Annotated in this window: 11 protein-coding genes; 5 read left to right on the top strand and 6 right to left on the bottom strand. The window is 71.5% G+C overall.

What is annotated here, in order from left to right; all coding sequences use genetic code 11:
* Positions 1-75: 75 nt before the first annotated feature.
* Positions 76-1,023 carry a PQQ-dependent sugar dehydrogenase gene (locus tag AB0C29_RS14045; RefSeq protein ID WP_360819947.1) on the top strand — a complete coding sequence of 316 codons (948 nt, stop codon included), beginning with the start codon at positions 76-78 and terminating at the stop codon, positions 1,021-1,023.
* Between the two features lie 25 nt (positions 1,024-1,048).
* Here AB0C29_RS14045 and AB0C29_RS14040 read toward each other — a convergent pair whose 3' ends face one another.
* The 3 genes from AB0C29_RS14040 to AB0C29_RS14030 form a co-directional block, all read right to left on the bottom strand.
* The gene (locus AB0C29_RS14040; RefSeq protein ID WP_360553236.1) at positions 1,049-1,303 is read right to left on the bottom strand and encodes a hypothetical protein; all 255 of its coding nucleotides are present in this window, start codon (positions 1,301-1,303) and stop codon (positions 1,049-1,051) included.
* 114 nt (positions 1,304-1,417) lie between these two features.
* The gene (locus tag AB0C29_RS14035; protein WP_360819944.1) at positions 1,418-1,753 is read right to left on the bottom strand and encodes a hypothetical protein; all 336 of its coding nucleotides are present in this window, start codon (positions 1,751-1,753) and stop codon (positions 1,418-1,420) included.
* 27 nt (positions 1,754-1,780) lie between these two features.
* Positions 1,781-3,451 (bottom strand): sodium:solute symporter family protein, encoded by a 1,671-nt coding sequence (locus AB0C29_RS14030; protein ID WP_360819940.1) that lies wholly within the window; start codon positions 3,449-3,451, stop codon positions 1,781-1,783.
* Between the two features lie 152 nt (positions 3,452-3,603).
* Between AB0C29_RS14030 and AB0C29_RS14025 the strand changes: the two genes are divergently transcribed.
* On the top strand, positions 3,604-5,496 hold the full coding sequence (locus tag AB0C29_RS14025) for a Xaa-Pro dipeptidyl-peptidase (protein WP_360819937.1): 1,893 nt from the start codon (positions 3,604-3,606) through the stop codon (positions 5,494-5,496).
* Between the two features lie 121 nt (positions 5,497-5,617).
* Positions 5,618-8,278 carry a glycoside hydrolase family 97 catalytic domain-containing protein gene (locus tag AB0C29_RS14020; RefSeq protein WP_360819934.1) on the top strand — a complete coding sequence of 887 codons (2,661 nt, stop codon included), beginning with the start codon at positions 5,618-5,620 and terminating at the stop codon, positions 8,276-8,278.
* Here AB0C29_RS14020 and AB0C29_RS14015 read toward each other — a convergent pair.
* Positions 8,250-8,939, bottom strand: coding sequence for a TetR/AcrR family transcriptional regulator (locus tag AB0C29_RS14015; RefSeq protein ID WP_360819931.1), 690 nt, complete (start codon positions 8,937-8,939; stop codon positions 8,250-8,252). The two genes, AB0C29_RS14020 and AB0C29_RS14015, sit on opposite strands and share 29 nt — an antisense overlap.
* An 85-nt stretch (positions 8,940-9,024) precedes the next feature.
* On the opposite strand from AB0C29_RS14015, the gene AB0C29_RS14010 reads away from it, so the two are divergent.
* Entirely contained in the window at positions 9,025-10,269 is a 1,245-nt protein-coding gene (locus AB0C29_RS14010) for an FAD-dependent monooxygenase (protein ID WP_360819928.1), read from the top strand.
* Here AB0C29_RS14010 and AB0C29_RS14005 read toward each other — a convergent pair.
* Together AB0C29_RS14005 and AB0C29_RS14000 are read right to left on the bottom strand one after the other, a co-directional pair.
* Positions 10,238-10,894 carry an HAD family phosphatase gene (locus tag AB0C29_RS14005; RefSeq protein WP_360819925.1) on the bottom strand — a complete coding sequence of 219 codons (657 nt, stop codon included), beginning with the start codon at positions 10,892-10,894 and terminating at the stop codon, positions 10,238-10,240. The two genes, AB0C29_RS14010 and AB0C29_RS14005, sit on opposite strands and share 32 nt — an antisense overlap.
* A complete protein-coding gene (locus AB0C29_RS14000; RefSeq protein ID WP_360819924.1) occupies positions 10,891-11,757 on the bottom strand; it encodes an LLM class F420-dependent oxidoreductase in 867 nt (288 codons plus the stop codon). The genes AB0C29_RS14005 and AB0C29_RS14000 overlap by 4 nt, the downstream gene beginning before the upstream one ends.
* Positions 11,758-12,154: 397 nt before the next feature.
* On the opposite strand from AB0C29_RS14000, the gene AB0C29_RS13995 reads away from it, so the two are divergent.
* Positions 12,155-12,642: glycosyltransferase family 2 protein (locus AB0C29_RS13995; protein WP_360819921.1), on the top strand; the 488-nt coding region annotated here is incomplete at its 3' end.

The following is a 12,642-nucleotide window of genomic DNA, read 5'->3' as shown; positions in this document are numbered from 1 at the left end:
GCGCCCCGCGCCAGCGCACCGGCTGCCTCCGCGCCCGCCTCGGCCGCCCCGTCCACGGACCACGGCACCCCCGATCTGAGCGCCCCGGAGACCGTGGCGACCGGCCTCGAGGTGCCGTGGGGAATGGCCTTCCTGCCCGACGGCAGCGCGCTGGTCGCCGAGCGGGACAGCGGGCGCGTGCTGCGGGTGCGGGCCGGTGGCGGAAAGCCGCAGCAGGTCTTCACGGTGCCGGGTGTCGCGGCCGACGGCGAGGGCGGGCTGCTCGGCCTGGCGGTCGCCGCGGACTACGCCCGGACCCGGTGGGTCTACGCCTACCACACCGCGGCGGACGACAACCGGATCGTGCGGTTCAAGCTCGGCGGGGGCGCCCCGGAGGTGATCTTCGACGGGATCACCAAGGCCGGCATCCACAACGGCGGCCGGATCGCCTTCGGCCCGGACAAGATGCTCTACGCGGGCACCGGGGACGCCGGGGACGGCAGCGCCTCACAGGACGCCGGCGACACCAACGGCAAGATCCTGCGGCTGACCCCGGAGGGCCGGCCGGCGCCGGGCAACCCGAAGGCCGGCTCGCCGGTCTGGAGCCTGGGGCACCGCAACGTGCAGGGCCTCGCCTGGGCGGCGGACGGCACGATGTACGGCATCGAGTTCGGCCAGAACCGCCTCGACGAGGTCAACAAGATCGAGCCCGGCGGCAACTACGGCTGGCCCGAGGTCGAGGGCAAGGGTGGCGACGGGGACTACGTCGACCCGGTCGTCACGTGGAGCACCGATGAGGCCTCCCCGTCCGGGGCGGCGATCGCCGGCGACACCCTGTACGTCGCCGCGCTGCGGGGGGAACGGCTGTGGACCGTGCCGCTCGGCGGCGGCGAGCCGAAGGCCGAGTTCTCCGGGCGGTACGGACGGCTACGGACGGTGGCCGTCGCGCCGGACGGTGCCCTCTGGCTCACCACCTCGAACACGGACGGCCGAGGCGACGTACAGGATGGCGACGACCGGATCCTGCGCTTCCGGGCCCGGTGACAGGCCGGGCCGCGGAGCGCAGGCGTCACGTCCGGTTGTTGGGCGGGAGCAGCGGCAGACTGGAGATCGCCAGCGCGTACTGGGCGATCTGCCGGGAGTTCGGCACGACGCCGACACTGCGCAACTGGTCCTGGATGGCCTGTGCAACTTCATCCTCGGACTTGCCGCGATGCGTCTGCATGACCTTGTTGACGGCGTAGTCAACGCGAAGCTGCATCTGCCAGCCGACGGGCCGTTGTCCGGCCCCACCGGCGAAGCTCACTGAGGCGAGGGGTTCCATGACCTGAGTATCGGGAGCACCCCCGGTGGATCGGAAGGTTCGGGGTAGGGGTGCAACCGTCTTGCACCCGGGCCGCACCGACTTCTCCATCAATCGGGCGGCCCGGGTTGCCGTTCAGTTCCCCACAGGCTCCCGCGGGCCCGCGTCGGCGTCCGGGTCCGCCTTGGTCGCGGGCACCTGGGTCGGCCGCCACCGCAGCCAGAGCAGGAAGAACGCGCCCAGCGCCAGCATCGCCAGCCCCATCCAGAGGTTGATCCGGACGCCCTGCGCCTTGTCGATCTCCGACGGGCTGTCGAAGATCCCCAGCAGCGTGACGATCAGGCCGTACACCACGAACAGCCCGCCGATCACCCGCCGCACGTCGAACAGCCGGGCCGCGGCGGACACCTTCTCCGCTTCCGCGGTCTGGGCCAGCAGTTCATCATCGGGACCGTTGGTCTCCTCGGACATCTCAACTCCTCTCGTGGCTCGCGCCGGTCACCAGACGGGGATGTACAGCAGGAACGCCAGCGCGACAGCGATGCCACCGAGCAGCACGGGGTTGCGCCACCAGACCTTGTCGCCCGCGATGATCACCTCGCCGGAGGTGGACGGTCCGGCCAGGCCGTAGACCAGGCCGCGCAGCTGGTTCTCGGGCTTGGACTCGGTCACCATGGTGACCACGACGGCGGTCGCCACCGCGGTGACGAAGGCCAGGCCCGCGCCCCAGAAGCTCTCCTCCAGGTCGGAGTTGAACTTGACGACGTCCGCCAGGTACAGCAGGTACAGGGTGAGCGACGACAGCGTGCCCAGCGTCAGCGACCAGAAGCCGGCCCAGGCGGTCATCCGCTTCCAGAACATCCCGACGATGAAGGTCGCGAACAGCGGGGCGTTGAAGATCGAGAACAACGCCTGGATGTAGTTCATGATGTTGCTGAAGCCGGCCGCGATGAACGCGGTGCCGATGCCGACGACGATGCCGCCGACCGTGGCGAGCCGGCCGATCCGCAGGTAGTAGTCGTCGGAACGGTTCTTGCGGATGTAGGTCTGCCACAGGTCGTAGGTGAAGACGGTGTTGAACCCGCTGACGTTGGCGGCCATGCCGGCCATGAACGAGGCGATCAGACCGGTCACCGCGATCCCGAGCACACCGTTGGGCAGCAGGTCGCGCATGAGCAGCGGGATGGCGTTGTTGTAGACCAGGTCACCCTCGTCGGCGCCGAGCCCCTTGACCGTGATGATGGCGATCAGGCCGGGGATGACCGTGACCGCCGGGATCAGCAGCTTCGGGAAGGCGCCGATGATCGGGGTGCGCCGGGCGGCGCTCATGTCCTTGGCCGACAGGGCCCGCTGCACCTCGGCGAAGTTCGTCGTCCAGTAGCCGAACGAGAGCACGAAGCCCAGGCCGAACACGATGCCGATCCAGTTCGCGCCCAGCGGGTTGTCCGAGTTCGCCGTGCCCTGCCAGGTGTGCAGCGCCGCGTCGCCGAGCTTGCTGTCCCGGACCGCGTCGAAGAGGCCGTCGATGCCGCCGACCTTGACCAGGCCCACGACGGTGATCGGGATGAGCCCGGCCAGGATGACGAAGAACTGCAGCACCTCGTTGTAGATCGCCGAGGAGAGCCCGCCGATGCCGATGTAGAGCAGCACGATGGCTGCGCCGATCACGATCGACACCCAGAGCGGCCAGCCGAGCAGCGCGTCGAGCACCAGCGCCAGCGCGTACAGGTTGACGCCGGCGATCAGCACCTGGGCGACCGCGAAGGTGACCGCGTTGACCAGGTGGGTGGGCCGGTTGAAGCGCAGCCGGAGGAACTCCGGGACGCTGCGGACCTTGGACCCGTAGTAGAACGGCATCATCACGATGCCCAGGAAGACCATCGCCGGTACGGCGCCGATCCAGTAGTAGTGCAGGGTCATCAGGCCGTACTGGGCGCCGTTGGCGGCCATGCCGATGATCTCGAGGGCGCCGAGGTTGGCCGAGACGAACGCCAGGCCGGTGACCCAGGCGGGCATCGAGCGGCCGGACAGGAAGAAGTCGGCGCTGGTCTTGATCGCTCTTCGGGCGGCGAAACCCACGCCCAGGACGGTCGCGAAATAGATCGCGAGGATCAGGTAGTCGAATACGTCGAGATCGAGCCGTAGCCCTTCAGCCGCGAGCGTCTCCACGGGCACCTCCTGTGCAGTCCAGGCGGCGATACCCCTCGTGAAGATCCTTCACACCTGGTTGTGTCATCCAGGTAAATTGCGCGATTTCCTTCACCCGGGGCCCACCATGCGATCGAATGGCGTGGATGTCCATCGTTGGAGGAAGGACCGCCATGCCCGTTGCCGTACCCCGAGCTCTGCTTGTCGCTCTTGTGGTGCTCGCCGGTCTGCTCAGCGTGCCCGCGCCCGCCTCGGCCGCCCCGCCCTCGACCACGCAGCCCTTCATCCGCGGCGGCGAGACCGTGCCCGTCTACGACTACGCCGACGCCATTCGCGAGAGCGTGTGGGTCCAGACCCCCACCGACGCCGACCGGGACGGCGTGCCCGACCGGGTGGCGGTCGACCTGGTCCGCCCGCGCACGGCCGCCGGCGTCAAGGTGCCGATCATCATGGACGCCTCGCCCTACTACGCCTGCTGCGGCCGCGGCAACGAGGGCGAGCTCAAGCAGTACGACGCCCAGGGCGTGATCAGCAAGGCGCCGCTGTTCTACGACAACTACTTCGTGCCCCGCGGGTACGCCTTCGCCGCCGTCGACCTCAGCGGCACCAGCCGCTCGACGGGTTGCGAGGACGTCGGCGGCCCGGCCGAGGTGGCCGGGGCCCGCGCGGCCATCGACTGGCTCAACGGGCGGGCCCGGGGCTTCACCGCCGACGGCACCCCGGTCTCGGCCCGCTCCTGGAGCACCGGCAAGGTCGGCATGATCGGCAAGTCCTGGGACGGCTCGGTGGCCAACGGCGTCGCCGCCACCGGGGTCCGGGGCCTGGAGACCATCGTCCCGATCTCGGCCATCTCCAGCTGGTACGACTACATGCGCTACAACGGCTCCCTGCGCTCCTCGGGCTACCCGAACTACCTGCAGTCCGTGGTCAGCGACCGGCTCACCGAGTGCGCGGCGGTGACCTCCTCGCTGGCCACCGACAGCGCCGACGACACCGGTGACTACAACGCGTTCTGGCGCGCCCGCGACTACCGCCCCGCCGCCGGCCGGGTCCGGGCGAGCGTCTTCGTGGTGCACGGCCTCAACGACCTGAACGTGGCCACACCGCAGTTCGCCGCCTGGTGGCAGGAGCTGGCCGAGCAGGGCGTGCCGCGCAAGATCTGGCTGCACCGCACCGGGCACGTGGACCCGTTCGACGTCCGCCGCGCGGAGTGGGTCGACACGCTGCACCAGTGGTTCGACTACTGGCTGCAGGGCCTGCACAACGGTGTCATGGCCCAGCCGCGGGCGACGATCGAGACCGCACCCGGCGTCTTCACCGCGGCCCGGGACTGGCCGCTGCCCGGCACCCGCAAGGTCAGTGTGCCGCTGGGGTCGGCGGTGGCCTCGTACACCGACGAGTCGCTGACCGAGGACGCGGCCGTGGCCTCGCCGTCGGAAGAGGTCGCGGGGCGGCTCGCTGTGCTCTACGGGCCGCTGCGTGCACCGCTGCGCATCTCCGGGTCCCCGTCCGTACGGCTGCGGATCCGCGTCGACCGCCCGACGACCCAGCTCACCGCCCGGCTGGTCGACTACGGCACCGCCACCCGGGTGGACTACGGCACTGGTGAAGGTGTGCGGACCCTGGCCACGGAATCGTGCTGGGGAGCGTCGACGGCGGCTGACGACGCCTGCTACCGCGACGTGGCCGAGCGGGTGGTGACCTCCGACCACGAGGTGCTGACCCGCGGCTGGCTGGACGCGGCCCACCACGTGTCGCTGCGCTTCACCACCCCGTTGCGGGCGGACCGCTGGTACACCGTCACGGTCCCGCTCAGCGCCTACGACGTGACGGTCGCGGCCGGGCACACCCTGGGCCTGGTCCTGACCCAGAGCGACCCGGAGTTCACCGAGGCACCGGACACCGGCGCCACCGTACGGGTCGACCTGGCCGCCAGCCGCCTGACCCTGCCGGTCACCGGCCGCGCCACGCTCACCCCGGCCCCGGCCGGCGCGACGGTCACCACCGCACCGGTCACCCCGGCGGAACGCCGGGCTCCGGTCGACCGCCGGCAGCTGCCGCAGTAGCCGCGTACGGGCCCGGCGTCTCCGACCGGACACGCCGGGCCCGATCGGCAGTAATAAATATTATTCTGGATCTCCGTAATGCGCGTGAAATATGGTCATCCTTCGATGCGAAGGAGATCCGATGCGCCTACGGCGATTGTCCTCCACTGTGCTCGGTGCGGCGCTGGCCGCCACCACATTGGCCGCTCCGGCGGCCGCCGCGGAGCCGCTGTCCTGGTCCGTGAGCGGCCCGGGGGCCGCGGTGAACGCGCGGCTCGCCCTCGACGAGGCCGGCCGGCTCAGCTTCGGGGTCGACCGGGCCGGCACGGCCGTGCTGTCCCCGGCACCGATCGGCCTCGTCACCACCGCCGCCGACCTCAGCGCGGGGCTGAGTTTCGTGTCGCGCGGCAACCGCACCGTCCGCGAGCGATACACGAAGACGACCGGCAAACAGCTGGCCCGTGACGTCACGCTCACCGAGTCGACGTTCGCCTTCACCGGCGCCGGCGGGGCCCGGCTGGACGTCGTGGTGCGGGTCTCGGCCGAGGGGGCCGCCTACCGGTACGTGCTGCCGGCCGGTGGCACGATCACCGGGGAGACGTCGTCGTTCTCGATGCCGGCCGACGCGCCCGCGTGGCTGCTGCCGTACTCCCCCAACTACGAGAACGAACGGGTGCAGACCACCGCGGGCGCCGCCGCCACCGGTGACTACGGTTTCCCATCGCTGTTCCGGGTCGGCGGCAACTACGCCCTCATCACCGAGTCCGACGTGGACGGCCGCTACTCCGGCGCCCGGCTGACCCACAGCGCCGGCTCGGGCGCGTACGCGATCAAGCTCGCCGACCCGCAGATCGTGGCGACCGCCCGGCTGGCCACCCCCTGGCGTACGGCGATCGTCGGCGACCTGGCCACCGTCACCGGCTCGATGCTGGTCGACGACCTGGCCCCGCCGGCGAAGCTCACCGACACCTCCTGGGTGCGGCCCGGCACCACCGCCTGGTCCTGGCTCTCCGAGCACAGCAGCCCGGGCGACCCGGCGCGGCAACGGCAGTACATCGACTTCGCCGCCCGCAACGGCTGGCCCTACGTGCTCATCGACGAGGGCTGGAGCGCCGACTGGGTGCCCGGCGTGGTCCGCTACGCCCGGGCCCGCGGCGTCGACGTGCTGCTCTGGTTCCACTGGACCACGCTGGACACCGCGCAGGAGCGGGACACCATGCTGCCGCTGCTCAAGTCGTGGGGCGTGGCCGGGGTCAAGGTGGACTTCATGGACTCGGACAGCCAGGCCCGCTTCCGGTGGTACGACGACATCCTGGCCGCCACCGCCGCCCACAAGCTGATGGTCAACTTCCACGGCGCCACCATTCCGCGCGGGTTGCAGCGCACCTGGCCGCACGTCATGACGCTGGAGGCGATCCGCGGCGCCGAGCAGTTCCGGACCCGGGCCGCGACCAACACGATGTTCCCGTTCACCCGCAACGTGGTCGGCGGCATGGACTACACGCCGGTGACCTGGGTGGTGGCCGACCGGGACACCACCGACGCGCACGAGGTGGCCCTCGCGGTGGTCTACGAGTCCGGCTGGCAGCACCCGGCCGACAAGCCCGAGACGTACGAGTCGCATCCCGAGGCGCTGCGGACACTGAGCCAGCTGCCGACCGTCTGGGACGAGACGAAGCTGCTCGCCGGGGCGCCCGGTCAGGAGGCCGTCATCGCCCGGCGGCACGACGACCGCTGGTACGTCGGCGGCATCTCCGCGGTGGCCGCCAAGACGTTCAGCACTCCGCTCGGGTTCCTCGGCAGCGGGCGCTACCTGGCCGAGACACTGCGCGACGGTGACGGCGGGCTGGTGCGGGAGAGCCGGATCGTGCGCCGAGGGGACACGCTCACCGTGCCGGAGCGCACCAACGGCGGGTTCGTCACCGTGCTGTGCGCGTACACCGGGTCGGCGACCTGCGACCGGCCCGTACGGCGGGTGCCCGCCACCACGCTGACCGTCGACCCCGCGAGCGCTGACGTGCGTCCGGAGGGGACGGTGTCGGTGTCGGCGACGTTCACGCTGCCCGCGGGTGGGCCGATCACCGGGGTGACGCTGGCGCCCGTACCGCCGGCGGGCTGGACCGTCTCCGGCGCGGTCGTGCGCGACGCCACCATGCGCGGCGGTGACACCCTGCGCGGCACCTGGCGGCTCACCGCACCGGCCGGCCTGGCCACCGGCTTCACCGACCTGCCGGTCGCGGCCGACTTCGCCTTCCCGGCCGATCCGGGCTCGCCCGACGCCCCGGGAAGCCGCCGGCCGGTGCACGTCGAGCAGGCGGTCCGGGTCCTGGTGCCGCCGGCCGATCCGGCCGGCACCCCGGCGGTCAGCGACCTGCCGTTCCTGAGCGAGAGCAACGGGTACGGGCCGGTCGAGCGCGACCGGTCCAACGGGGAGGCCGACCGTGGTGACGGCCGCCCGCTGACCATCCGCGGCACCGTGTACGCCAAGGGGCTCGGCATGCACGCTCCCGGCGAGATCACGGTCTGGCTGGGTGGCGCCTGCACCGGCTTCACCGCGGTGGCCGGCATCGACGACGAGGTGACCCAGTCCGGCTCGGTGGACTTCCAGGTGCTCGGCGACGCGCGGCCGCTGGCCGCGACCGGGATCCGGCGCAGTGCCGACCCGGCTGCCGCGCTCAGCGTCGACGTCACCGGCGTGCGGATCCTGACCCTGCGGGCGACCGACGGCGGCGACGGCCGCAACTTCGACCACGCGGACTGGGCCGACGCCCGGCTCAGCTGCGCGCCGAGCGCCGGTCGATAAGGGCGGCGAGGCCGTCGAGGATGCGGTCCAGGCCGAAGGTGAACGCCTGGTTCTGGCCGCCCTCGACGGCCGTCTCCCGCATGGCCGCGGTCAGCTGCGGGAAACGCGCGCCGTGCCGGGTCACGACCTCGCTCATCGCCGCGTTCATCCCGTCCTCGTCGAGCCGGGCGGCGGCCTGCTGGGCCAGCATCCGGGCATGCCCGGCCAGCACCGCGATGGCGTCCAGCCGTTCCGCCCCGGTGAGCCCGGACCCGGCGCCCAGGGCGGCCAGGGCGCACTCCATCCAGCCGAGCTCACGCGGGCCGAGCGGACGCCGGCCGACCGTGGCGTCGACCGACCACGGGTGCTTCAGGTAGGCCGCGAACAGCTGCTCCGACCACTGGGTGAGCGCGGCGCGCCAGGAGCCGGCCGTCAGCTCCGGCGGCTCCCCGATCGCCCGCTCGATCATCAGGGCCACCAGCTCCGCCTTGCCCGGCAGGTAGCGGTAGAGCGACATCTTGGTCTTGCCGAGCTCGGCGGCGACGCGCTGCATGGAGACGGCGGCCAGGCCCTCGGCGTCAGCGACCGCGATCGCGACGTCCGTGATGCCCTCCAGGGTCAACGCCGGCTTGGGCCCGCGCGTGGGCTGGGCCCGCCCGTCCCACAGGAATTCCACTGACATCGGACAACCCCCTTGCGCTCCGGCGACAACTGTCTCTACCGTACACAGAAATAACTGATACCGATGGACACAGTTTGGAGCCACCATGAACCGCACGGTCCTGATCTCGGGCGCGAGCATCGCCGGGCCCGCCCTGGCCTACTGGCTGGGCCGCCACGGCTTCCGGCCGACGATCGTCGAGATCGCCCCGGCCCTGCGTACGGGCGGCAACGCCGTGGACTTCCGCGGTCCGGTCCACCTCGGCCTGCTGGAACGCATGGGTGTGCTGGACGCGCTGCGCGAGGTGCAGACCGGGGGCACCGCGATGCGCTTCGTGGACGCGGACGGGCAGCGGACCATGGAGATGCCCGCCGACTTCGCCGGTGGCGACATCGAGATCCTGCGCGGGGACCTGTCCCGGGTCTTCTGCGCGGCCGCCGGCGAGCACACCGAGTTCCTCTTCGACGACAGCATCGCGGCCCTCGACGAGACCCCGGGCGGCGTCGACGTCACCTTCGCCTCCGGCCGGCAGCGCACCTTCGACCTGGTCATCGGGGCCGACGGGGTGCACTCCAACGTCCGCCGGCTGACCTTCGGCCCGGAGCGGCAGTACGTCAGCCACCTCGGCTACTACGTCGCCGGCTGGCCGATGCCCAACCACCTCGGCCTGGGCCGCGACACCCTGGGCCACAACACCCCCGGACGGCTGGCCTCGATCGGCGGCGACCACCGGGACCCGGACAAGGCGGGCGCGTTCGTCGTCTTCGCGTCGCCCGAGCTGAGCTACGACCGCTACGACCTCGACGCGCAGAAACAGCTGGTGCGCGAGCGCTTCGCGGACCTCGGCTGGGAGGTGCCGCGCATGCTGGCCGCCCTGGACACCGCCGACGACCTCTACTTCGACCAGATCTGCCGGGTGGACATCGAGCCCTGGTCGCGGGGACGGATCGCCCTGGTCGGCGACGCGGCGTGCGGGGCCACCATCGGCGGCATGGGCAACGGTACGGCGCTGGTGGCGGCGTACACGCTGGCCGGCGAGCTGGCGGGCGCGGGCGGCGACCACACCGTGGCCTTCCCGCGGTACGAGGCCCGGATCAGCCGCTTCGCCAAGCGCGCACAGAAGGGCGGCGCGGGCGCGGGCCGGTTCCTGGCCCCGAAGACGGCGCACGGCCTGGCGATCCGCGACTGGCTGCACAACCGGGCGTGGTTCATGACGCTCACGTACAAGATCGCCGGCGACCGCAGCAGCGGCATCGACCTGCCCGCCTACCCGGAGGCGGAGTCCCGGGCCGGCCGCTCGGACCGGCCCGGAGAACCGCTCAGCGGAGCTTCTCGACCGCCTCGACCGTGAGCTCGTCCAGACCGTCGATGACCAGGCCGGCCAGCGCCAGAGCATCGGCCGCGGGCGGATAGACCCCGTGTGGCACCGCGATGACCGCGAGCCCGGCCGCGGCCGCCGATCGCAGGCCGTTGCTGGAGTCCTCGACCGCCGCGCAGACCTCCGGCGTCAGTCCGAGGCGCTCGACCGCGGCCAGGTAGACGTCCGGCGCCGGCTTGCCGCGCGGCACCTCCTCGGTGGACAGCGTCACCCGGAACGTGCCGGCCAGCCCGGCCGTCTCGAGGACCTGGTCGATGAGGATCCGGGCGGACGAACTGGCCAGGGCGACGGGGAAGCGTGCCGCGAGCCGCCGGACGGCGTCGACAGAACCGGGGATCAGCGGCAGCGCCGACCTGTACCGCTCGGCCATCCGGGCGAGCACGTCCGCGGCGACCTGCTCCGGGGTGCGGGGCACACCCACCTCGGCGCTCAGGTGCGTGGACCACTCGCCGGTGCTCATCCCCATCATCCGGGTCTGGGTGTCGGCGAGGAACTCGCGCCCGTGCTCCGCGACGTAACCGCGGCGCACCTCCTCCCAGACCTCTTCGGTGTCGATGATGACGCCGTCGAGGTCGAAGACCACCGCCTGCACTGTCACAGCGCCTCGATCGCGGGCATGACCTCGGTGCGCAGCGTCTCGATCTTGCGTAGATCGGAGACGCCGGCGACCATGCCGTGCCCCACCGTGAACCCGAGCCCGGCGTAGCGGGTCAAGTCGTCGATGAGCTCAGCGACGCGCTCGCCCTTCTCCCCCGGGTCGAGGTTGAGCGTCACCGTCTTCTCGATCGCGTCGTAGTCGCGGCCCTCGTTGGCGCAGTGCTGCCGCAGCACGTCGAGCTTGTGCCCGACCTCCGGGACGGCGAAGAGATTGCACGAGTCGGCGTACTTGGCCACGAAACGCAGCGTCTTCTTCTCGCCGCCGCCACCGATCAAGATCGGCGGGTGCGGCTTCGACAGCGGAAGCGGGGAGTTGAGCAGGCGGCCGAGCTGGTAATGCTTGCCGTCGAACGGCGACTCGTCACCGTGGAACATCCGCAGGCAGATCTGCAGGGCCTCCTCGAGGCGCTCGAAGCGTTCCGCGGTGGGCGGGAAGAACAGGCCCAGGCCGCGGGACTCCTCCTCGTTCCAGGCGGCGCCGATGCCGAGCATGGCCCGGCCGCCGGAGAGCACGTCGAGGGTGGTGACCGCCTTGGCCAGCAGGCCGGGGTCGCGGTAGACGACGCCGGTCACCAGGGTGAGCAGCTTGGCCCGGCGGGTGTGCGCGGCCAGGAAGCCGAGCGCGGTGTACGCCTCCAGCATCTCGTGCTCGGGGGTGCCGAAGATCTGCCACAGGTGGTCCATGACGCTGATCCGGTCGAAGCCGGCCTCGTCGGCCGCGGTGGCCACGTCGGCCAGCACCGGCCCCAGCCGCGGCGCGCCGTCGGGCCAGGTGAAATCGGCGATGTGCAGACCCAGTTTCACTGAGAATTCTTCCTCTCCACGCTCGGGTGGCCGGCCGGCCCGGGGGACGACGGCCCGCCCGAACCCTATCCCCCGCATCCATCACCGTACGGATTCCCGGCGTCCGGAATGCCGGTTATGAGGGGACCGACATCCCCCCTTTCGTTACTCAGAGCAATGGGTGATCTGTCACGATTCCCCGATACTTAACCGGTAAAGGGGCACCCGAGCTGCACATTCATGACCGTCCGCCGCCGGCCCTCCCGTCACCCCTGCGACCAGTTGACGCACGGTAATCGATTGGTAAGTTGTTGCCCGGTCCCCCCGATGACCTCCGTACCGCACCCGCCGAGGAGCCACCGCCATGCCTCCCGCGCCGCGACAGCCGGCGAACCACGCCTCGTGGTCGTCGCCAACCGTGACCGTCGTGATCCCCGCCCTCAACGAAGAGCACAACCTGCCGCTGATCCTGGAGAACCTGCCGCCGGTGGACGAGGTCGTCGTCGTCGACGGCCGGTCCCGCGACGACACCGTGGCGGTCGCCCGCGAGGTACGCCCCGACGTGGTCGTGGTCCGCCAGACCCGCTCGGGCAAGGGCAACGCGCTGGTCTGCGGCTTCGCCGCGAGCACCGGCGACATCGTGGTCACGCTCAACGCGGACGGCTCGGCCGACCCGCAGGAGATCCCCCGCTTCGTGGACGCCCTGCTCTCGGGCGCCGAGGCGGCCCACGGCTCGCGGCTGCGCCCGGGCGGCGACCACCGTGACGCCGGCGCCGCCGAACGCTTCGGCCACGCGGTGCTGTGCCGGATCGTCAACCTCTTCTTCGGCACCCGGTTCACCGACCTCAGCTGCGCCTACAACGCCTACTGGCGCGAGCTGCTGCCGGCGCTGGAGCTGCCGGCCCC

The organism is Actinoplanes sp. NPDC048791 (assembly GCF_040650095.1).
Taxonomy (GTDB): domain Bacteria; phylum Actinomycetota; class Actinomycetes; order Mycobacteriales; family Micromonosporaceae; genus Actinoplanes.
Note: the sequence above shows the minus strand (reverse complement) of the source record. Positions and strands in the feature narration are given on the sequence as shown.